The 21,643-nt window shown below is 69.4% G+C and carries 15 protein-coding genes and 2 pseudogenes; 13 read left to right on the top strand and 4 right to left on the bottom strand.

Going from position 1 to position 21,643, the window contains the following annotated elements; all coding sequences use genetic code 11:
• Positions 1-372: 372 nt before the first annotated feature.
• The 7 genes and pseudogenes from IH48_RS0111280 (at position 373) to IH48_RS0111250 (ending at position 7,855) form a co-directional block, all read left to right on the top strand.
• Positions 373-987, top strand: a complete 615-nt coding sequence (locus IH48_RS0111280) for a TetR/AcrR family transcriptional regulator (RefSeq protein ID WP_051839546.1) — start codon at positions 373-375, stop codon at positions 985-987.
• Positions 984-1,271, top strand: coding sequence for an SDR family NAD(P)-dependent oxidoreductase (locus IH48_RS36975; protein ID WP_030902454.1), 288 nt, complete (start codon positions 984-986; stop codon positions 1,269-1,271). The genes IH48_RS0111280 and IH48_RS36975 overlap by 4 nt, the downstream gene beginning before the upstream one ends.
• Before the next feature lie 652 nt (positions 1,272-1,923).
• Positions 1,924-2,961: a tellurite resistance/C4-dicarboxylate transporter family protein gene (locus IH48_RS0111270; RefSeq protein WP_030902452.1), complete on the top strand. Its 1,038-nt coding sequence runs from the start codon at positions 1,924-1,926 to the stop codon at positions 2,959-2,961.
• Between the two features lie 104 nt (positions 2,962-3,065).
• Positions 3,066-5,435, top strand: a pseudogene (locus tag IH48_RS33170) (molybdopterin oxidoreductase family protein).
• Between the two features lie 10 nt (positions 5,436-5,445).
• The gene (locus tag IH48_RS0111260) at positions 5,446-5,904 is read left to right on the top strand and encodes a hypothetical protein (protein WP_030902450.1); all 459 of its coding nucleotides are present in this window, start codon (positions 5,446-5,448) and stop codon (positions 5,902-5,904) included.
• A 138-nt stretch (positions 5,905-6,042) separates the two neighbouring features.
• The gene (locus IH48_RS0111255) at positions 6,043-6,450 is read left to right on the top strand and encodes a hypothetical protein (RefSeq protein WP_030902449.1); all 408 of its coding nucleotides are present in this window, start codon (positions 6,043-6,045) and stop codon (positions 6,448-6,450) included.
• A 391-nt stretch (positions 6,451-6,841) separates the two neighbouring features.
• Entirely contained in the window at positions 6,842-7,855 is a 1,014-nt protein-coding gene (locus IH48_RS0111250) for a cation diffusion facilitator family transporter (RefSeq protein ID WP_037841670.1), read from the top strand.
• Positions 7,856-8,546: 691 nt separating this feature from the next.
• Here the strand turns inward: IH48_RS0111250 and asnB are convergent.
• Positions 8,547-10,091, bottom strand: coding sequence for an asparagine synthase (glutamine-hydrolyzing) (gene asnB, locus IH48_RS0111240; protein WP_078849617.1), 1,545 nt, complete (start codon positions 10,089-10,091; stop codon positions 8,547-8,549).
• Between the two features lie 79 nt (positions 10,092-10,170).
• Between asnB and IH48_RS0111235 the strand changes: the two genes are divergently transcribed.
• Complete coding sequence (locus IH48_RS0111235) at positions 10,171-10,944, top strand: IclR family transcriptional regulator (protein WP_030902446.1); 774 nt, start codon at positions 10,171-10,173, stop codon at positions 10,942-10,944.
• Positions 10,945-11,071: 127 nt separating this feature from the next.
• A complete protein-coding gene (locus IH48_RS0111230; protein WP_030902445.1) occupies positions 11,072-11,584 on the top strand; it encodes a nitroreductase family deazaflavin-dependent oxidoreductase in 513 nt (170 codons plus the stop codon).
• Here the strand turns inward: IH48_RS0111230 and IH48_RS0111225 are convergent.
• From IH48_RS0111225 to IH48_RS0111220, 3 genes and pseudogenes are all read right to left on the bottom strand, one after another.
• Positions 11,571-11,927 (bottom strand): Clp protease N-terminal domain-containing protein, encoded by a 357-nt coding sequence (locus IH48_RS0111225; RefSeq protein WP_420705471.1) that lies wholly within the window; start codon positions 11,925-11,927, stop codon positions 11,571-11,573. The two genes, IH48_RS0111230 and IH48_RS0111225, sit on opposite strands and share 14 nt — an antisense overlap.
• A gap of 48 nt (positions 11,928-11,975) precedes the next feature.
• Positions 11,976-12,116, bottom strand: a pseudogene (locus IH48_RS37615) (Clp protease N-terminal domain-containing protein); the annotation flags it as partial.
• A gap of 2 nt (positions 12,117-12,118) precedes the next feature.
• The gene (locus IH48_RS0111220) at positions 12,119-12,361 is read right to left on the bottom strand and encodes a hypothetical protein (protein WP_030902442.1); all 243 of its coding nucleotides are present in this window, start codon (positions 12,359-12,361) and stop codon (positions 12,119-12,121) included.
• A gap of 176 nt (positions 12,362-12,537) precedes the next feature.
• Here IH48_RS0111220 and IH48_RS0111215 point away from each other — a divergent pair, with 176 nt between their 5' ends.
• From IH48_RS0111215 to IH48_RS0111195, 4 genes are all read left to right on the top strand, one after another.
• A complete protein-coding gene (locus IH48_RS0111215; RefSeq protein WP_030902440.1) occupies positions 12,538-12,747 on the top strand; it encodes a DUF2945 domain-containing protein in 210 nt (69 codons plus the stop codon).
• 30 nt (positions 12,748-12,777) lie between these two features.
• On the top strand, positions 12,778-13,062 hold the full coding sequence (locus tag IH48_RS0111210; RefSeq protein WP_030902437.1) for an MGMT family protein: 285 nt from the start codon (positions 12,778-12,780) through the stop codon (positions 13,060-13,062).
• A 652-nt stretch (positions 13,063-13,714) separates the two neighbouring features.
• Positions 13,715-14,446 (top strand): methyltransferase domain-containing protein, encoded by a 732-nt coding sequence (locus IH48_RS0111200; RefSeq protein ID WP_030902434.1) that lies wholly within the window; start codon positions 13,715-13,717, stop codon positions 14,444-14,446.
• 202 nt (positions 14,447-14,648) lie between these two features.
• The gene (locus tag IH48_RS0111195) at positions 14,649-21,602 is read left to right on the top strand and encodes a glycoside hydrolase domain-containing protein (RefSeq protein WP_037841666.1); all 6,954 of its coding nucleotides are present in this window, start codon (positions 14,649-14,651) and stop codon (positions 21,600-21,602) included.
• Positions 21,603-21,643 lie beyond the last annotated feature (41 nt).

Raw genomic sequence — 21,643 nt, 5'->3', positions numbered from 1 at the left:
CGTGCCGGCCTGAAGGTCCCGGCGCACCACCCCGTGCAACGACGCCAGCGAGGGCACCTCGCCCCCGGGCCGCCTTCAGATACCGGTGCAGCACCGCCCAGCGACAAGGACACCAACCCTCCCGACACCCGAATACCACCAGCCCGCCGGGCATCAAGATCCACGAAAGAAGCGGACCACCTCCTCACCCAACAACCGACCGGAGCCCCGACCCCGTGCACCGCGACAACCCCCCCTGCACCACAAGGGCGGGCCCCACCATCTCAACGACTTCAGAATCCGCCTGCGCCCTGACTCGACAACACGCAAGAAGCAACCATAGAAACCATAGAAACTTAATTCGCTTCTCAGCTATCCAGCGGGCGCGCCGACGTGAACACGGAAACGACCGGCCGGCTCTTCCTCGCCTCAGGTTTCGATCACGTCAGCATGGACGAACCCGCGCGCGACCTCGGTACGAGCAAGAAAACGATCTACCACCAATTCCCGGACAAGCACAGCCAGCCCGTCACAGTCCTGGACCGACAATTCCCCACGATGCAGCACGCCCCGGTGACAACCGAGAACACACAAGAGCAACCACTCGGCATGCGCGTCCAGCGATTCGTCATCGCGGCGGGCAGCGAACTCGCGCGGATCGGTGCGGCCCAACTGGCCTCCGGCAGGGGCGAGGCGATGATGCGCCAGTACGTGGAGCAACGCGTGGACGCGGTGGTCTACCGCAGGCTCGATGAACTCTTCCGCGACGGGCACCGGCGCGGAGTGCTGCTGGCGCCACCCGAACTGCTGAGCGAGATCCTCCGCGGCGCCTTGGAACGGTTGCTCAGCTCGCGACTGCCCTACGACCTCGACTGGACCGCGGCCGATCTGCTGCGGGCGACCGTCGACACAGTGCTCTACGGGGTGATCCGCCCAGCACACCGAAGCGACGACGACGAACGCCTCCAAGAGCATGCCCGCGACGACGAGCAGGAGACCGGCCGGTGACCGAGGCGGACAGCAGGATCGCGCTGGTGACCGGGGCAAGCAGCGGGATCAGCGCCGCCACCGCACGCCTCCTGGCCCAGCAAGGAATGCGTGTCGTGGTCAACTACCTCCGGAGCACCACCGCCGCACAAGAGATCGTCACCGCCATCGAGGCAGAGGGCGGCCAGGGGATGGCACTACAGGCCGACGTACGGGAGACCACAGCCGTCACGAACATGATCGATCAGATCCACACGGCCTGGGGTAGCGTCGACGTACTGGTACACAACACCCTCACTCCCTAGGCCGACTCACACACCCCAACGACGTCACCCACGCAATCACCTTCTACACAAGCAAACACAACACCTTCACGACCGGAACCACAGCCGCAGTCAACGGCAGCATGACCATGCACCAACAACCAACCCCCACCCACACACAACCACCACACACCCACCCCAACCCGAGAACACACCCACAACCCCCAACACCACCCACCCCAACACCACCAGCCACTGCGACCGAGCTTGCGGCAGCCGTGGCGGTGTCCGCAAGCATTATGTCGATCGGGTACAGGCTGACCTCACCCGATCGGGCGGTGCAGTTCCGCCGGTTGACGCAGGGCCTCCTCGGCCACCTCGCGTGCCACGACGGCTTCGATGATGTCGCCGGGCGGATACCGGCAATAAGTGGCTTAATACCTAAGTCAGGATAAAGTGCCGCCGGTGTCTCAGCGGATCTTCAGCGCGCCGACTCCCGTCAGGGGTCGGCAGCGCACCCACTCACCCTGATCGCCCTTCACGCCGACCAACGGGAGAGCAGACCTATGAGCGTCGGCCCATGCGAGACCGAGGACTGTGAACCCGTTCGGTTCGGCCGGCGGTTTGGGTGTCGGTTCCCCGGCTGCGGCGCACGCCCGCGCATGCCTGTTCGTAGCGTCGTGCTGATGAGACGATGAGCCGCCACGTCCCTCAGGTGGTCGCCGACCTGCATCCGGGCTACGGAGCACTGCTCATGGCCACCGGGATCGTCTCCACGGGCTTTCATCTGTTCGGTTGGCACGTGCTGTCGGACATCTTCCTGGTGCTGGCCTTCATCGCGTTCGCCCTGTTGCTGGCGGGCTACGTCTGGCGTTCGGTGGCCCTTCCGGGGCGCGTGCTGGCCGATGCCCTCGATCCCGGCCGGGGCTTCGGATACTTCACGCTCGTGGCCGGTCCCAACGTGGTGGGCATGCGGCTCGCTCTCGACGGCCATGTGCTCGCCACGGCGGTGATCGCCGCAGCGACCGTCCCGGTGTGGATCACGGTCACCCTCTTCGTTCCGGGCTCCATGGTGATGGGCCACCGTGATGAGGCGGTACTTTCCCGAACCAATGGCAGTTGGTTCATGTGGGTGGTGGGCACTCAGTCGCTGGCCGGGGCGACCGCCGTCGTCGCCGCGGGCATACCCGATCTGACAGCTGCTCTGGCCCCGTTGGCCGTGGCGTTCTGGGGCATCGGAGTGGTGCTGTACCTGATGCTGGTCGGCCTGGTGACCGTGCGTCTCCTCGATGCCCCCGTCAGCCCCCATACCCTCAGCCCCACGTACTGGGTCTATATGGGGGCCACGGCCATCAGCGTGCTCGCCGCAGCCGCGATCCTGGCGCTGCCCGCACGCCTGCCCGTCCTGGCGGTGACCGGATACGTGATCTCCGGTCTCGCGTACCTGCTGTGGGCCTTCGGCACCTGGTGGATCCCCCTCCTGCTGGCCTTCGGGGTATGGCGCCACCTGCGGGGCGAGACGGTGGGCTACCACCCCACGTTCTGGAGCATGGTCTTCCCCCTGGGGATGTACGCGGCCGCGAGCGCCGACTTCGGGCGGGCGGCCGGACTCGGCTTCATGACCGACATCGCCCGGGTCGAGGTGTGGATCGGCTTCGCCGCATGGGTAGCCGTAGCCGCCGCCATGGGCAGATCGTTTGCACTCCCCCGGCGGCAAGGAGCGCCTACGTAAAGCCACGGACCACTCGCCGACCGCTGGGCACCGCCGGCGGCCCTGGCGCTCACGCACGAGAAGTCACCCACGATCAGCAGCGGCTACAGAAAGGACGCCGGTACATGGGCAACGATCGCATCACGGACATCTGGGGGCCTCGTACCCCGTATATCGCGGATACTCCCTGGCCGCAGCGAGTGGACCAGCACCTGGCCGACGGGATCGGTGAAGCCGACGTGGAGAAGTGGGTGCGCGGGGCGTGCCTGCTGTGCTCCAACGGATGCGGGCTGGAGGTCGCGGTCAAGGACGGCCGGATGGTCGGGGTCCGCGGCCGGGCCGAGGACCGGATCAACCACGGCCGGCTCGGGCCGAAGGGGCTGTACGGGTGGCAGGGCCAGCAGCACGACCGGCTGACCACCCCGCTGATCCGCGACAACGGCCGGCTGGTGGAGACCGACTGGGAGACCGCCATGGGGCGCGTGGTGGAGCGTTCCCGGTCGCTGCTGGATGCCAAGGGCCCGCTGAGCCACGCGTTCTTCACCTCGGGCCAGCTGACGATCGAGGAGTACTTCAGCCTGGCCACGATCGGCAAGGCAGGCATCGGAACCCCGCACATGGACGGTAACACCCGCCTGTGCACGGCCACCGCGGCCGCCGCGTTCCAGGAATCGTTCGGCTCCGACGGCCAGCCCGGGTCCTACGCCGACGTCGACGGATGCGACGCGCTGTTCCTGTTCGGGCACAACGTCGCCGAGACTCAGAGCGTGCTGTGGACGCGGATGCTGGACCGTCTCGAGGCCGCCGATCCACCGCGGCTGGTGTGCGTGGACCCGCGTCGCACCAAGGTCGCCGAACGGGCCACCGTGCATCTGCCGATCCGCAACGGCACCAACCTTGCCCTGATGAACGCCCTGGTGCACGAGCTGATCGCGAACGACTGGCTGGACCACCCCTACATCGACGCGCACACCGCGGGTTTCGAGGAGCTGCAGCGCCTCACGCGGGAGACGACACCGCAGTGGGCCGCCGGCATCTGCGACGTGCCCGCCGGCGACATCCGGGCGGCAGCGGAGATCTTCGGCACCAGCAAGCGGGTCGTCTCCACCTGCTCGATGGGCTTCTACCAGTCCCATCAGGCCACCGCCGCCTCCTGCCAGGTCAACAACCTCCACCTGCTGCGCGGCATGCTGGGCCGCCCCGGTGCCGGCATCCTGCAGATGAACGGCCAGCCCTCGGCCGAGAACAACCGTGAGGCCGGCTGCGGGCCCGCTCTGCCGGGCTTCCGCAACTGGGACAACCCCGAGCACGTGCGCGAGCTGGCCGAGCTGTGGAACGTCGACCCGATGGTGATCCCGCACTGGGCCGCCCCCACCGACGCCAACGCCATCTTCCGGTTCGCCGAGGAGGGCTCGATCTCCTTCATGTGGATCGCGGGCACCAACCCGGCGGTCTCCATGCCCGACCTGGCCCGCATCCGCCGCATCCTGTCGGGCGAGCAGTGCTTCGTCGTCGTCTCCGACGGATACCGCAGCGAGACCGCTGAACTGGCCGACGTGGTACTGCCGGCGGCGCTGTGGGCGGAGAAGACCGGCACCTTCACCAACGTCGACCGCACGGTCCACCTGCAGGAGAAAGCCGTCGAGCCGCCCGGACAGGCCCGCGGCGACCAGGAGATCTTCACCGACTACGCCCGCCGCATGGGCTTCACCGACAAGGACGGCCGCCCGCTGCCGGCCTGGGACACACCCGAAGGAGCCTTCGAGGCCTGGAAGGCCGCCAGCGCCGGGAGGCCCTGCGACTACTCGGGCCTGACCTACAAGAAGCTCCACGACATCGGCGGCATCCAGTGGCCCTGCACGGACGACGCACCACAGGGCACCGAACGGCTCTACACCGAGGGGGTGTTCAACACCGCCGTAGAGACCTGCGAGACCTACGGGCACAACCTGTCCACCGGGGCGCCCGTCGGTGAGACCGCCTACCGGGCACGCCGCATCGACGGCCGCGCCCTGCTGAAGACCGTGCCCTACGAGCACCCCTTCGAGGAGCCCGACGAGGCGTACCCGCTGCGGTTGACCACTGGCCGCACCGTCTACCACTGGCACACCCGCACGAAGACGATGCGCGCCCGGCAGCTCAACGATGCCGCCCCCGCGATGTGGGTCGAGCTGTCCCAGTCCGACGCGCAGCGGCTGGGTGTGGACGAGGGTGACATCGTGCGGGTCACCTCACGGCGCGGCACGATCGAAGCTCCCGCCCGGATCTGCCATATCCGCGAGGGCGTCGTCTTCGCTCCATGGCACTAGGGTGACCACATCACCGCTGCGAACGAGTTGACCCTCAACGGCTGGGACCCGGTGTCCAAGCAGCCCGAGCTCAAGGTCGCGGCGGTCGCGGTCGAGCGGATCGCTGCCGGTGACGGCCCCGCACCGGCTCCCACCACGACGGCGTCCGCGCCGATCCACCCGATGAACGACCTGGTCCATGAGTGAGGAGCCTGCCATGCATCTCGTGACCTACCTGGCATTCCAGCAGGAGAGTGAGCGTGCTCTCGGCGGCAGTTTCGGGGTGGTCTCCTACGGCCACACCGGCGAGGCCGACGTGCACTGGACCACTGGCACCTTCGCCCAGCAGTGTGCGGCCCACGCCGAGGCGCTGGGCCCGATCCTGGCCCGGTGCCCGGCGCCTGACGAGCCGGTTCCCGAACGTCTGCACGCGCAGGGGATGACCTCGGTGCGCTCCGGGCCGGCCGGTCTCCTACGGGATCTGCAGGACCTCTACCAGCTCGTCAATCTCGTCGACATCACCTGGTCGCTCATCGGCCAGGCGAGCCAGGCCGCTCGTGACCGCGACCTGCTCGCGGTCGGCCTGCGTTGCGCCGAACAGACCACGGCCCAACTCGACTGGCTGCGCATGCGCATGAAGGCGGCCGCGCCGCAGACGCTGCTCGTCGCCACCTGACACGTCCCTCGACGCGGGACGCGGCGGGCCCGTCAGGAAGCCGGCAGGCCCGCCGCGTGCCGGTGGACCGCGTCAGTCGGCCTGCAGGCCAGGCCGCATCCTCGACATCGCCCCTGGAGAGAGTGTGAAAGTGGCCCGGTGATGGTGCACCGTATTCTCAGGTCGCTGGCGCAGGACGTCTGGGACGTTCTTCGCGCGGCGAGCCCGACCCACGCGAGCTTGCGCGACAGACTCGTCAAGGCCTTCCTGCTCACAGTGATCGTCGACGTGGCCGCAAGCGTGGGCATCTACTACGCCGAGCGGCATGCGCCGATGACCGGCGTGCACGACTTCGGCGATGCGCTGTTTTGGACGACAGCACAGATGTCGACGCTCTCGTCCTCGCTGACCAACCCGCTCACCGGTGCGGGGAAAGCGATCTCCGTCGTCATCGACATCTACGCGATCACTGTGGTCACCACCCTGGCCGGCATCTTCAGCGCCTTCTTCTACCACCGCGGCGAGGAAGGCCGGCAGCGCGGTGACTCGTCCCACCAAGGCCCGTGAAGCCTCATGTCGAAGCGGTTTGCCGCCGGCCGGCTGCGTGCCCAACGCATGGACCTGTGCTTTGAGCGGCGTGGGAATCCGTGAGTATCGAGGAGCAGGAACGGGGCATCGGGCGCTGGAAGCTGTCCGGTGCGAACGGGCCCGACGCGGTCTGCCAGTGACGCCGGTTGAAGACTGGGAGGGGCCGTGGCGGCGGACTTCATGATGACAGCCCTGGTCGGCGCGGGTGCCGGTGGCACCGTAGGGGCTCCGCATGCGGTCCCACCGGTCATCTTGTGCCGTACTGCTGTGGGCCGATCGGATTCTATGCCGCAGGTGTCGCGGTGAAGGCAGGCCCGTGACGGCGGGTCGCTTCGGGCGCGTTACCGGGCGAGAAGGCATACTCAGCGTCATGGGCGCGCAGCGGGAAGCGGAGCCACCTCGTCCTTATTCGGGACCGGGGCCGGTTCGAAGAGGTACTTCGCCTGGCGGTGAGTCCACCTTCACCGTCATCGTTGCCGCATCCGCCAATTTCGGGATCGCCCTGGCCAAGGCGGCCGCCGGTATCCTCAGTGGATCCAGTGCCATGATCTCCGAGGCTGCGCATTCGCTTGCCGACACGGTCACCGAGCTGCTGTTGCTGACCGCGCTGAAACGCAGCAGGAAACCGGCGGACGAGGAGCACCCGCTCGGCTACGGCCCAGCACGGTACGTCTGGGCGCTGCTGGCGTCGGTGGCCACATTCGTGGGAGGCGGTGTGTTCGCCGTCTACGATGGGACCCGGGCGCTGGTGCACAGCGAGAGCCCTACCAAGGCGTTGGTCTCCTACATCGTGCTCGGTGCGGCGTTCCTCCTGGAGGGCTGGTCGTTCCGGACCGCGCTCAAGCAGAGCTCGGGCGAGGCCCGGCATTCCCGGATGCCGTTCCTGCACTACCTGCGCCACACGCCCGACACCGCGGTCAAAGCGGTCTTCATGGAGGACGGGGCGGCCCTTGTCGGGCTGGTGCTGGCTGCGCTGGGCGTTCTGGGCGGGCAGTTGAGCGGGTCCGGCGTCTGGGACGGCATCGCCTCGGTCCTCATCGGGCTGCTGCTCGTCTTCGTGGCCTGGGTATTGGGCCGATCCAACGCCGATCTCCTCATCGGCCGCGCCTTGCCGCAGCAGATGAGGGACGCGGTCCGCGAGGAGTTGATGGCCGTTGACGAGGTCAAAGGCGTACTGAAACTGACCACCCTGATGCAGGGGCCGAACGAAGTCCTCGTCGCCGCGAAGGTCGACTTTCGCAATGTCTCGACAGCCCACCAGGTCGAACTGGCCTGTGAGGAGGCCGAAGAGCGGCTGCGAACCTTGCTGCCGGCCATCAAACGGGTGTACTTGGACCCGACTCCTGACCGCCGCGCCGACGTCGTGGGAGATGAAGCGCCGTAGCGGCCGGGCGCTGTAACCGGGGTCGTACAGCTCCACGGTCTTCTCGATCTGTGGTTCGCCCAGCGGTTTGAAGAGCACGATCCAGGTGCGGTCCAGGCGGTAGCCGCACACATGATCCAAAGAGAGCCGCCCAGATCCTGCAAGGCCGAGACCGATGGCGGCGACCCCTAGGCCATGGGCAGTTCGCAACCGCCGGCGCAGCCGAAGAAGCCGTGCGGGACATGGACGGCGGCAGCGCCCGCCATCACGCCCGCCGCGCCGGCCCCGGCCCCGCTGACCATCTCTGCGGGCCCGGACGAGATTGCGCTCTCCTCACCGGGGTCGTACTCGTGGGACTCATGAACGTGGACGTGCCCTTCAGGCCCCCACCGCCGAACCACCCGAGACGAAGCAGCAGCCAAGATCTCGACGGTCGGGACGGAACACGGCGACGCACCTCCTGCGGTCACGTGTCTACGTTCACACTGCCTTCCACACTCGCTCCACTCATCGTTCTGCTCGGCCAGGACGGCGGTGCGGCCGGGGTTACCACCCAGGGCTGGGCTGGTTTCGGGGCCCGGCTCCGCAGGTTGCGGGCGATGGGGATGCCCGGATGCCCCATGCCCGTTCATGACGTGGGGGCGAGTGCGGCAGTGCTGCCGGGTCGAACCCTTACACCACCTGCCTGGGCGCAACTCCGGACCACAGCGGCTCACCCCGTCGCGAAGCGGGTGAGGACAGCGGCGGGGCGCACGCCCGGCAGCGCGGCGCGAAAGGCGCGGTAGTAGCCGAGTTCCTCCTTGCTGCGCAGCTGCGGCACACCCTTCTGGGCAAGCGCCGCGGCGTACTCGTGCTGGGTGATGCGGCTGTCCCAGATCTTGCTCAGCACGCTCTGTGCTCCGCTGCCCGTGCCGAACTGCTCCTTGCGCCGCCACAGCAGGTGGTGCGGCAACCAACCCGCGAAGGCGCGGCGCAAGTGGCCCTTCTCCATGCCGTCCTCCTCCAGGGTCTTCATGTCGGCGGGCAGCGACATCGCGTGGCCGATGACCTCGCGGTCGAGGAAGGGCACGCGGGCCTCCAGGCCGTGGGCCATGGTGACTCGGTCGCAGCGTTGCAGGTTGAGGCCGTGCAGCGATGTGATGGTCCGGCGCAGTTCCGCGTCCAGGTCCTCGGGGGCGGCGTGCTGCCGGTGGTAGTAGCCGTAGCCGGCGAACAGCTCGTCCGCGCCCTCGCCGGTGAGCACCGACTTGACGTGCTGTGCGGCGAGCGCGGACAGAAACCAGTTGGGCACCGCGCTGCGGATGAGGCTGGCGTCGAAGGACTCCACGCAGGCGACCACCTCGCCGAGGGCCTCGTGCGCCGCGCGGGCGTCCAGCAGCGCCTCTCGGTGCTCGGTGCCGAGGAACGCGGCAGTCTCCCGTGCGGCCAGCAGGTCCGGCGAGTCCGGTGTTCCCACCGCGAAGGTCTGAAGCCGGCGCCCCTGACGGGCATACTCCTTCGCGGCGACGGCGGCGACGATGCCGGAGTCGAGGCCGCCGGAGAGAAACACGCCGACCTCTACGTCCGCCATCAGATGCCGCCGAACCGAGTCCGCGACGCAGTCGAAGGTGGCCTTCTCGACGTCCTGCCGCGATGCGCCGTTCCAGTTTTGTGACGGCGAGGGTGCGGGGATCGCGTCGGCGAAACGGCGCAGACCCCCCTCCGGAGTCCACCGGTAGCCGGGCGGGAAGGCCTCGGCGCGCCCCTGCACACCGACGGGGAAGGCGCGCAGCTCGGAGGCGAAGTACACGGCGGTGTCCGTGCGCGCCCAGTACAAGGGCTTGATGCCGACCGGGTCGCGGGCGGCGACGAAGCGGCCGTCGCGCGTGGCCGCACACAACGCCCACATCCCCCGGAGCCGGCGCAGGCCGTCGGCGCCTTCGGTGCGCAGCAGCGCGAGGGCGGCCGCACAGTCGCAGCAGGAGCCGAACGCGCCGGCGGGCAGTTGGCCGCGCAGTTCCTGGTGGTTGTAGATCTCGCCGTTGCACACGAGGGACCAGTCGCCGTCGGCCGCTTCGCCAAGGGGCTGGTGCCCGCCGTCCAGGTCGACGATGGACAGCCTGCGGTGACCCAGCCAGCTGTGCTCGCCGAGGGTGCGTGTCCCTTTGTCGTCGGGTCCGCGGTGGGCCAGCCGGGCGAGCATGCCCTCCGCGTCCGCTGTGGCGCACACGGTGCCGATGTTTCCGTCAAAGCTGTGGATCGCTGCTATACCGCACATGCGGCACGACGATAGGCGGATGGGTGCGCAGGGTACATCGTGAGTTGCTGTATACGCACGCGTGGGGCAGGGTGGTCGCATGGGTAGCGAGAGCCTCAGCAGCGTGCACCGGGCACTGGACATCCTGCGTGCCCTCGGCCGGCGTCCGATGGGCGTCCAGGACGTGGCCCAGGCGGTGGGCAGGGAGAAGTCCCAGGTGTCACGGACGTTGAAAGTCCTGGCGCAGGAGGGGTTCGCCGAGCGGGATCCGAGCAGCCTGCACTACCGCATCGGCCCCCAGTTGCTGGCACTGGCCTCGTCGGCCGGTGAGAGCAGGCTGCACCGTGAGGCCCCGGCGGTGCTGCGTGAGCTGGTGCACCGGGTCGGCGAGCCGGCCTATCTGACGGTGCTGTCCGGGCACGGCGTGGTGACCGTGCTGACCGAGCGCACCTCGCGCACGCTCCAGGCGCACGAGTGGATCGGCCGCACCTCGCCTTTGAACTGCACCTCTGCCGGCCGGGCCCTGCTGTTCGATCGGCCGGACGAGGAGGTGGCGGCGCTCCTGGCCACCGAGGGCGAGGCACTGATGCCCGGCACCAACGCGGCTCCTCGCGAGGTGGCGGCCGTGCTGGAGCGGCTGCGCCGGGAACGCGAACACGGGTACGCGCTGGCCATCGAGGAGATGGAACCGGGGCTCATCGCGGTTGCGGCGCCGGTGTACGACCACCGCGGCCGCGTGGTTGCCGCGATGAACGTGTCCGCGCCGGTCTTCCGGCTACCGCCACAGGCAGTGCTGGGGACCGCGGAGGCGGTCGTCGGCGCCGCACACCGGCTGTCGGCACGCCTCGCCGGCGCCGAGCCGCCCGTTCGCTGAAACTCCGCCCGGTTCTCTTGCCTTGTGCAAGGATGGGTGGGCCGTCTTTGGTGGCGATGGGCGTTCAGCGGCATGCGCTGCCGGAGCGTCATCGCGAGAACACACTCCAGGCGCAGAAGGGGCCGTGATGCCGCGCAAGGTAAGAGCCACCCCGTCACCGACCGGCTGGCGCCGCCTGATCGCGCGTGCCCCGATCCACCTGTACCGCTGGCACCTGGGCGCTGTCACGGGCAGCCGCCTCATGTTGCTGACGCACACCGGCCGCAGCAGTGGGCTGCCCCGCCAGGTCGTCGTGGAGATCACCGGCCGCGTCCCGGGGACCGGCGCCTACCACCTGGCCTCCGGCTTCGGGCCCACCTCGCAGTGGTACCGCAACATCCAGCACACACCGCACGTCACGATCCAGGTCGGACGACACCGCACCAAGGCCGTCGCCCGGCCCATGACGCCCGAGGAATCCGGACGCGCCATGGCCGAGTACGCGCCCCTCCACCCGCGGACCGCCCGCCGCCTCATGGCTGTCTGCGGCATAGAGACCGACGGCAGCACCGAGGACTACTACGCCATCGGCCGCGATCACATTCCCTTCGTCGAGATCACGCCGACCCCGGAGTCAAGCGCGTCGGCTACGAGTCCTTGACCGCGGCCCGCGCGAGTACCGCCTCGCGCAGGGCGGCAGGGTCCTTCCCCAGTGCCGCCAGCACTTCCAGGCCGCGGCCTTCCCCTGCTGCCAGCAGGCCGAGCAGCACATGTTCCGTGCCGAACGTCTCGCGGCCCAGTGCTCGTGCCTCCCGCAGGGTGTGTTCGAGGGCTTTCTTGGCGTCCGGCGTGTAGGCAGGCCTGGGGTACTGGAAGGCGCCGAGGCCGAATGCGGCATCGGCCCGCCGCTGAATCTCGTCCACGTCGATACCGATGGCCGACAGTGCTTCCTTCGCGGGTCGGCCGCCGCAGGCTGCGACGCCGGCAGCCTCCAGGACCCGCACGGTCTCCTGCCTGGCCCGCGTCAACTCGACGCCGTGCTCCCGCAATACGTCTCCGGCGGTGCTCCGCTCGGTGCCGATGAGGCCGAGCAGGATGTGCTCCGTGCCGATGAAGTCATGTCCCAGTGCGATCGCCTCGTCCTGGGACAGCACCACGGCGCGCCTCGCGCGGTCGGTGAAATACTCGAACACCCCTAGTCCTCCTTGCCCGTGGCTTTGCGCCTGCTTGCGTGCTTCTCGTGGACCGACTGCCTGCTGACGTTCAGCGCCGTGGCGATGCTCTGCCACGACCAGCCCTGGCCGCGGGCGTTGTCGACGTGGACGCGCTCGAGTTCTTCCAGAAGACGGCGCAGTGCGACGACTGCCTGCAGGCCCACAGCCGGATCCTTGTTGGTGACTTGCCCGGCCAGCGAGGCCGGTGTGTCCTCAGCTCCCATGCGTGTCAGGGTGCCCTGACAGGGTGACGCCTGTCAAGGAACCCTGACAGGCGCCCCGGCCGGGTCGCAGTCCGGGGCGGCGGTCGTTACGGCGTCCGCGTTGCCGGGTACCCGGATCGTTCATGGGGCGGCCCGATGCCCGCCGCCGCTTGAGGAAGCAGAACGGAGGAACCGGAATGGCGAAGGAGTTTTCCGCGGGTGACCACGTGCGCTGGAATTCCGAGGCCGGTCACGTGGAAGGCGTCATCGTGAAGAAGCACACGCACGATGTGACGTTCAAGGGCTACACGCGCCACTGCTCACCGGACGATCCGCAGTACGAGATCAAGAGCGACAAGACCGACCACATCGCGATGCACAAGGGGGGTGCCCTCGCGAAGGCCTAGGTCATTGGCCGCGCTTTCGGGAGTTGTTCCATGAGCTACGTCGACGACGTCCGGGATGCGGTCTGCGCGATACCCGCGGGTGCCGTGGCCTCTTACGGCGACGTCGGCCGACAGGCCGGTGTCGGTGCACGCCAGGCGGGGCGGGCCATGGGTCTGCTCGGCGACGACGTGCCGTGGTGGCGCGTCGTGTACGCGGACGGCACACCTCCCACCTGCCACGGCGGGCAGGCTTCGGCCCTGCTTCGCAGCGAGGGGACGCCGCTGCGCGGAACACGTGTGGACATGGCGCGTGCTCGCTTTCAGTGGGCGTCGTGAACCATACCGGCGCCGTGCGGTCCGGCCCGTCAGGTTGATACGAACAGGGTCCGCGGCGCGGCTGCCTTCATGCGTGTGCGCGGCGGACGCCTTGGGCGTGGAAGCGCTCGGGCACGGGCTCGTCCGGCGATTCGAGGTGCGCCAGGACGGGGTCGAGCGACGCGGAGTGGGCGGAGCACTGGCGGGCGACGCACGCCCTGGCCCAGTGGAGGTCGGCGTCGGCGGTGCGGCCCCGGAGATGACCATGAGGCCGCTGCGCGAGGTGGCTGCACTGGTGTGCTGGAAGTCCAGGTAGGTCACGAGATGCATCGTGTCGTCTCTTTCACTCGTCGAGGGCGCCGAGGTGCGGACCGGAGCGGAGGCTGTGGTGAGGGGCGCGGGCCCCTTTCCCGTCGCGGTCCGTTCGACCGAGACGGCCGCCACCGTCCTCGTAGTGTCAGGGCCCGCTTCGTCGAGCCGTCGGCTACGCCGGGATCCTGGTCCGGGTGTGCCAGTAGTACGTGGTGCGTTCTGGAGGGAAGGTCATGGCACCCAGCGTGGAAAGAGGGCCGCCTGGTTGCCGCTCACCAGGCGCGGCAGGCCATGAAGACCGGCCGAAGGGCTCCGCCGAAATCCGCTTGGCGGCCGTCACGAGGTTGTGGACACTGGCGCGGTGTACTCGGACTCCGACGCCGCCGCGCTCTATGACCTGCTCGATCCGTGGGACCCTGACCGTTGGCCAGGAGACGCGTTCTATGCCGGTTTGCTGACAGACGCCGAGTCGGTCCTCGACGTCGGTTGCGGCACAGGGGCGATGCTGCACTGGGCGCGCGCGCACGGGCATCATGGACGCCTCGCCGGCCTCGATCCGGACTGCGCCGCCCTCGCGCGTGCGCGGCGCCGCGCGGATGTCGAATGGGTCAACGGGGTGGCGGCGTCGATGGGCTGGGACACCGAGTTCGAGCTCGCGATCATGACCGGCCACGCGTTCCAGTTCCTGATCGCCGACGACGACATACGTTCATCGCTCGCCGCGATCCGCGCGGCATTGCGCGCCGGCGGCAGATTCGCCTTCGAGACCCGTCACCCACAGGCACGGGCCTGGGAGGCCTGGAATCCGTCGAACGCATCGGACGTCGTCGACGCGGCCGGCCGGACGCTGCGGGTCTGGCATCAGGTGGAGGCCGTCCGTGAAGATGTCGTCACGTTCACGGGAACGACCGCGGAGCCCGGCGGGGCCGTAGTCCGCGTCGACCGCGCGAGCCTGCGCTTCCTGGACGCCGCCGGCCTCGACGCGTTCCTCGCCGAGGCCGGCTTCACGGTCGAGGCCAGATACGGGGACTGGGGACGTGGGCCCGTCACCTCCACGAGCGAGGAGATCATCACCATCGCACGCCGCGCGTAGGGAATCGGCGGGTGACGGTCACGGCCGAGGCTGCCTGGGCATGCCTGCCGGCCGGTCAGTTGTGGCCGTACTGTGTGCAATTCAGGCCGTGTCCGCTACCGTCGTCCCCGAGTGCGTGCGTTCCGGATCTTGCATCGTTGACAACGTTGTCCTTCCGGCGGGCCGGAACGCGTGCGTGTACCGCGAACGCTGGAGAGGTGCCGTGCCCACAAGACCCCAAGCCCCCTTCCCACGTCCGTTTTTCGCGAGACCCACCCGCCGGCGCCGCCGATCACTGCGCGCACTCGTCGCCGCTCTCCTGGCGGGGGCGCTCGGCCTCGCCGTGCTGGCAGGGGGCGGCACCGCCGTGGCGGCGCCCGTCGCGGCCGCGGCGTCGGGGTCTGCGGGGGCTTCCGGCGGCACCGACTGGACGAAGCTCGTCGACCCGTTCGTGTCGACAGCCGGTGACGACGGCAACGACCTGCCGGGCGCCGAGGCGCCGCACAGTCTGGCCAAGGTCAACCCGATGACCACGCCGGGCCGCAACCACTCCGGGTACGACTACGACGAGGACCACATCGCCGGGTTCACCGCCACGGACCTCGACGGTGTCGGCGGCTCGGGGGGCGGCGGGGACCTGCTGGTCGTGCCGACATCCGTGCGGTACGACAGCCGCCCCGCGACCGGCAGTTACGCGCACTCGTACAGCCACGACGACGAGACCGCGACGCCCGGCTACTACCAGGTGGGCCTGGGGGCTCTGGCCGGCTCCGGATCGTCGGTGAAGCCGGCTTCGGGGACCATCGACGCCGAGATGACGGCGACGACGCGTACGGCCCTCGAACGGTACAGCTTCCCCGCCGGGTCGGATCCCGAGCTCGTCCTCGACCTCGCGAACAACTACACCAGCCGCACCCGCTCGACCATGAAGGCGACGACGCTCCCCGACGGAACCACGTCGATCACCGGGCTCGTCGCGGGGTCGTTCAACGGCGCCTCGTACCGGCTGTACTACGCCGCCACCACCAACGCCCCCGTCACCTCCCTGCGCAGTTGGGGCGACGACGGCAGGCTGAGCGACGCCGCCGCGCAGGACGGCAGGGACACCGGCGCCGTCCTCGGCTTCGGCAAGACCGGCGGGGACGACATCGAACTGCGTGTCACGCTGTCGCCGATCAGCGCCGAGCAGGCCGTGAAGGATCAGCACAGCGAGGTCGGCAACCTCACCTTCGACGAGGCGCGCGCACAGACGAAGGCCGACTGGAACCGCACGCTCGGCGCCGTCGCCGTGAAGTCCTCCGCGAAGTCCGACCCCGGCTCGACGCTCACCAAGGAGTTCTACACGCATCTGTACCGCATGTACGGCCTGCCGGTGAACGCCACCAGCACCAGCGGAACGTACCGGGGCGTGGACGGGGCGGTGCACAAGGCGAACGGCTTCACGTACTACGACGGCTGGTCCACCTGGGACGACTTCCGCAAGTACTCCGTCGAGGCGTACATCGACCCGGCCACCTACCGGGACATGGTGCAGTCGGCCGTCATCCTCTTCGCCGACGCCCACACCGCTGGCAAGAGCCTCGGCAGCCTCACCCACTCGGTGCCGACCGTGCGCTGGGAGCGCTCGGCCGTGGTGATCGCCGACGCGCTGTCCAAGGGCTACAAGAAGTTCGACCGGCTCGACGAGGCCTACCCGGCGCTGAAGTCGTACGTCGGCTACTACACGGGTACGCAGCTGCGGCAAGGATATGTCGCGGGTGACCCCGGTACGACCGTCCAGCGCGGCTACGATCAGTGGGCGCTGTCCGTCATCGCCGGCGCGCTCGGCAAGGACGCGGACGCGAAGAAGCTGCGCAGCCAGTCGACGATGGCCATCGACAATCTCGTCAAGGCCGGCGCCTGGACAGCGCCGAACGGCACCAAGGTCGGTGTGCTCACCCCGCGCGCCGCGGGCGGCGACTGGCAGAGCGCCGACTACGAGCAGTTCGAGGCGGCGGGCCTCTACCAGGGCACGCTGTGGCAGTACAACTGGTACGACGCGTACGACATGGGCGGCCTCGTGCAGGCCATGGGCGGCGAGAAGGCCGGCAGAGCCGCTGTCGAGCACATGTTCGGCGAGGACTCGGGCGCCGACGACGGCTCCACCATGCTGCACTCCAACGCCAACGAGATCGACCTGCAGGCGCCCTACCTCTTCAACTACGTCGGCGAGCCGAGCCTGACGCAGAAGTGGGTGCGCGCCATCTACACCGGCACGACCTGGAACCGCTACATCGCGACCGGTTCCACGAACGAGGCCCCCAGCGGCCACGGTGAGTTCACCCCGCCGGTGAAGACGCGGGTCTACAAGCTCTCACCGCACGGCTTCCTGCCCACGATGGACAACGACGCCGGCACCATGTCGACGATGTTCGTGGCGGCCGCCCTTGGACTGTTCCCTGTCACGGCAGGATCCAGCCAGTTCCAGATCGGCAGCCCGTTCTTCGACTCCACGACGATCACGTACGCGAACGGCACGAAGTTCACGGTGAAGGCCGACGGCGTGTCGGCTGACGACTACTACGTGCAGAGCGCGACGCTCAACGGCTCGCGGTTCACGAACACGTGGCTGGACTACTCGCAGATCATCTCCGGCGGGACGCTGAAGTTCACCATGGGCTCCAAGCCGTCCAGGTGGGGCGTTCACACGAAGCCCGCGTACTCGCTGAACACGGACGGGGGTGACACGGGAGGCAGCGGCACCGGGCCCGGCAGGGGCGGCACCATACTCTCCGCCCGTCCCGCGACCGTCGACGCCGCCGCGGACGGCGCCGTCCACGGCAGTGTCAAGCTCGCCCTGTCCGGACGGGCGAGGTTCGCCGCGCACAAGAGGACCAGCCTCACCAAGACCGGCGCGGCTGCCGTGACCGGGCTCCCGGACGGCGTCACCGCCGATATCCGCGTCACCGGCTCGCGCACGGCGACGCTGTCGCTCACCGGCACCACGAAGGTCGACGCCCGGTTCGGCATCACGTTCAGCGACAGGGCCTTCGCCCACGGAGTGCCGGCCTCCTCGGTGCACGGCACCGGCATATCGGTGACCGATCCACTCGTCATCTCCGCGGCCGCCGCACAGCGGGGGGATCTCAAGTCGCTCGTCGACCAGGCGTCCCTTGTGCGCAGCGGCAACTACTCCGACGGCTCGTACAGCCTGTTCCGGTCGGCGCTGGAGCGCGGGCGGACCGTCCTCGCGGACAGCGGCTCCGCGACCGGGACGATCATGGCCGCGCACGACGCACTGCGGTCGGCCATCGACGCGCTCACGATCGCCGAGGGCGGCTACGCCGTCCTGCAGGCGGAAAGCCCCGACCAGGAGCACGGCCCCAGCCTCGTCCATGAGGCCTACCAGTCGGACGGCGACCTCGGCGGCGTCACGGAGGGGGCGTGGGAGCGGTTCGCCAAGCTGGACTTCGGCGGCGTGGCCCCGCACAGCATCTCGGTCCGTTACGCCAACTCGCAAGCGGCGACGGCGAAGCCGAGCAGTGTCGACGTTCACGCGGGCGACGCCGACGGCCCCGTGGTCGCGACCGTCTCGCTGCCCGGCACCGGAGGCTGGCAGTACTACGCCACCGTGCAGGCGGCCGTCACCGATCCGCAGGCCCTGCTGGACGCTTCGGGTGCCACCTTCGTCTTCCACGCCCCCACCGGTCAGCAGTGGGTGTCGAACTTCGACTGGTACCAGTTCTCGCCGAACGAGGTCTCCTCCTCCCCCACGACCACGCTCGCCACGCTGACCGCGGCGAACGCCGCGGCCACCGGGGGCGGTTCGCTCCCGCTCAACCTGTCGAACGGCATCTTCGAGAACGTGACGAACGGCGCCTGGGCCGAGTGGCACGGCACCGACCTCGGCGACGGCGCCGACACCGTGACCGTCAGCTATGACAAGCCGCAGTCGCGCGCGGCGTCGGACTCGCACATCGAACTGCACCTCGGCTCGAAGGACGGCCCGAAGAGCGTCGACATCCCGCTCGACTACACCGGTTCGGGCTGGGGAACCGTCGCCACCGCGACGGTGCACCTCGACAGCGGTGTCTTCGCCGGCGTCCAGGACGTGTACGCGGACTTCGTCTCGTCCACCCAGACGTCCTCCCAGCCCTACGTGGGCAACGTCTACTCGCTGAAGCTGACGAAGAGCGCCGACACTCCGACGGTGTTCGATGCCACGGCTTTCCGCTCGAACAGCGGCGGTGGGCTCAAGAGCGAGCCGGCCGGCTGGAGCGACGCGGGTTCCGCCACCGACCTCGGCGGGACGTACGACGGGGCCTGGCTCGACTACGGGGACATCGGCTTCGGCGACGCGCCGAAGAACACCGTCACACTCACCTACGTCAACAACTCGGCCCGCTGCGGCACCGGTTCCGCCGTCCAGATCTACCTGGACTCCTTCGACCCGGCCGACCCCGGGTCGCCCGATGCGACGGTCCCGCTGCCGGTGACGGGAAGCGCGTGGTCGTCCGGGGGCACGACGAGCCTGACACTGCCCAAGGCGATCACGGGCACGCACAGCGTCCACCTGCGGCTGACGACGAACGCGGACGCCTCGCACCCGTACGTCGCGAACCTCGGCCGTATCACCTTCAGTCACGTCGTGGCGCCCCCCGCCACGGACAAGACGGCCCTGCGGAAGGCGATCGCCCAGTACGAGGGACTCTCCGGCGACAAGGCGCGGTACGACACGATCGACTTCGGTGTGTACCAGCGCGAACTCGCCGCCGCACGTGCCCTCGCCGATGCCGACGACGCGACCCAGCTCGAGGTCGACACCCGGACCCGCAGCCTCACCCTCGCCGCCGGCCAGCTGGTGCCCCTTCCGAGGCTGAAGCTCGAGGACCTGGTCGCGACGGCTTCGGCCCTCGACGACGCCCGCTACACGGACGCCTCGTGGAAGGCGTTCACCGGGGCGCTCGCGTCGGCGAAGGCGGCCGTCGCGGACGACTCGGCGACGGACGAGGACCTCACCGCGCGGTACGAGTCCCTCGACCATGCGATGTCCGCCCTCACCACGAAGCCCAAGGCGGTGCCCGCCGCGCCCGGTGCCGTGTCGGCGACCGCGTCAGGTGCGAGCCTGACTGTCGCCTGGTCGGCGCCCGGTGACACCGGAGGCTCCGCCGTCACCGGGTACAGGGTCGCCCTCGACGACGGCCACCGGGTCGGGATCGCCGATCCCGGCAGCCGGAGCACGACGTTCACCGGTCTTCCGGCCGGCAGGTCGTACACAGCGCGCGTCCAGGCGGTGAACGGCGTCGGCGCGTCGAGCCCGACCGCCGCCACGGCGCCCGTGGTGACCGGCGGCGCCAGGCCGCAGAGGCCGGACGTGACGGGCGTGATCACCGACGGCAAGCAGGTCAGGGTGGACTGGCGGGCGGGCGGCGACGGCGGGTTCCCCGTCATCGGGTACACCGTTGCCCTCGACGACGGAACCACCGCACACGTCCCCGCCACGGCGGACACGGCACTGCTGACCACCACCGGCAAGGCGAGGACGCACACGGCGACCGTGAGCGCCCTCACCCTGGCCGGGACCTCGGACGGCGCCGGCACCGTGGCGACGTCGTCGTCCGGTGGCTCCGACCCGTCCTCGTACGTGCCGTCCCCGTTCCCCGACGACACGCTGAACGCGAAGTACGCGTCGGACGCGTGGCCGGCGACCGGTGACGGGACCGACTACTTCGACGACTTGCTCAGCGGCATCGACGACCTGCACACCGGCATCCTGGGCGCCAACACCAAGGTGCCCGTGGGCGCCCCGCTCACCGCCGAGAACGACAAGATCGCCGTGCGCATCAACAACGCGGCGACGCAGAAGGACGTGGACAGGGCAGAGACGGACGCCACGCACAGCGCCACGGTCACGATGGCCGACGGCCTCGGGTCCCGGCTCGGCAAGATCTACCAGGACGCCCTGAACGGCGGTGATCTGCCGAAGACCAGCGCGCTGTTCTCCCGCGTCACGAAGAACCTCGACACACACGACGCGGCGAAGGACCACTACGACTACCTGCGCCCGTACGTGCGGCTCGGGTTCGCCGGCGACGGCGGCGCCGTCTACGAGTCTCAGGACGGCTCGTACGCCTCGCTCGCCACCAGTGGTTCGTACCCGAGCGGCCACACCTACAGCGGGTACGAAGCGGGAACCATCATGGCCACACTCCTGCCGGAGCTGGCCCCTTCCATTCTCGCGCGCACCTCGGAGTACGGGAACAACCGCATCATCCTCGGGTTCCACTACCCGATCGACGTCATGGGCGGGCGCATCACCGGGCAGGCCACCGTGGCACACCGGTGGGCGGACCCCGGCTTCGCCAAGCTGCTGACGCAGGCACACACGGAGATGGAGAACGTGCTGCTCGCGCAGTGCGAGAAGGAGGGGTACGGCGACACGCTGACGGCCTGCGAGGGCGACTCGTACGACGGCCTGAGCACCGCCCAGGACGTCGATCTGTACACGCGGCGTCTGACGTACGGCTTCCCTCAGGTGGGAAAGGCGGGGCAGGCCCTCAAGGCGCCGTCCGACGCGGCGGCGCTGCTGGTCACGGCCTTCCCCGATCTCACCGACGAGCAGCGCACCGAGATCATCCGGCAGACCGCGACGGACTCGGGTTACCCGCTCGACGCAACGGCGGACGGTGGAGCGAGCTGGCAGCGGGTCAACCTGGCGGCCGCGATGGCGGCGCACGTGGCCGTGGGCGCCGACGGGTCGGTCACGGTGACGAACTTCGCCGACGCCACCAGGGCCAGTGTCGCCGACGCCCGCGCCATCACTGTGGGAGGCACCGCGATCGACGGGTTCGATCCGGACGTGTCCACGTACGTGGTCGACTGGCCGAACAACCGGAGGATCCCGGCCGTCTCCGCGGTGGCTGCCGAGCCCGGCGCCCGGGTGAAGGTCACGGACGGCAGCTCCGTGCTCACGTCGTCCGCGCACCGCTTCACCACCCGCACCATCACGGTGACCTCGGCCAACGGTTCGGTCCTGCGGACGTACACGATCGGGTTCCAGCGTTCGCACCCGGGTCACCGGCCGTTCGCGGCCGGCGGTGGCGGCGCGGGACGCGGATACGCCGGCGCCGCGGTCTGGTCGCTGGTGCCCGATCCGGCGAAGAAGGAAGGGGCCCCGTGGGCGCGCGGGAGGAATTGACGGCCTGAGCGGGAGCGCGCCTCGTGGCAGCGGCGGGAGCC

The sequence above is a fragment of the Streptomyces sp. NRRL F-5126 genome (assembly GCF_000721265.1).
GTDB lineage: Bacteria > Actinomycetota > Actinomycetes > Streptomycetales > Streptomycetaceae > Streptomyces.
This window is presented reverse-complemented; position numbering and strand designations above follow the sequence as displayed.

What these genes read in the sequence shown, in the direction of transcription:
- IH48_RS0111270 (WP_030902452.1), top strand. Translation starts at nt 1,924, where the DNA reads ATGAGCCGCCACGTCCCTCAGGTGGTCGCCGACCTGCATCCGGGCTAC.
- IH48_RS0111260 (WP_030902450.1), top strand. Translation starts at nt 5,446, where the DNA reads ATGCATCTCGTGACCTACCTGGCATTCCAGCAGGAGAGTGAGCGTGCT.
- IH48_RS0111250 (WP_037841670.1), top strand. Translation starts at nt 6,842, where the DNA reads ATGGGCGCGCAGCGGGAAGCGGAGCCACCTCGTCCTTATTCGGGACCG.
- asnB (WP_078849617.1), bottom strand. Translation starts at nt 10,091, where the DNA reads ATGTGCGGTATAGCAGCGATCCACAGCTTTGACGGAAACATCGGCACC.
- IH48_RS0111235 (WP_030902446.1), top strand. Translation starts at nt 10,171, where the DNA reads ATGGGTAGCGAGAGCCTCAGCAGCGTGCACCGGGCACTGGACATCCTG.
- IH48_RS0111230 (WP_030902445.1), top strand. Translation starts at nt 11,072, where the DNA reads ATGCCGCGCAAGGTAAGAGCCACCCCGTCACCGACCGGCTGGCGCCGC.
- IH48_RS0111220 (WP_030902442.1), bottom strand. Translation starts at nt 12,361, where the DNA reads ATGGGAGCTGAGGACACACCGGCCTCGCTGGCCGGGCAAGTCACCAAC.
- IH48_RS0111215 (WP_030902440.1), top strand. Translation starts at nt 12,538, where the DNA reads ATGGCGAAGGAGTTTTCCGCGGGTGACCACGTGCGCTGGAATTCCGAG.
- IH48_RS0111210 (WP_030902437.1), top strand. Translation starts at nt 12,778, where the DNA reads ATGAGCTACGTCGACGACGTCCGGGATGCGGTCTGCGCGATACCCGCG.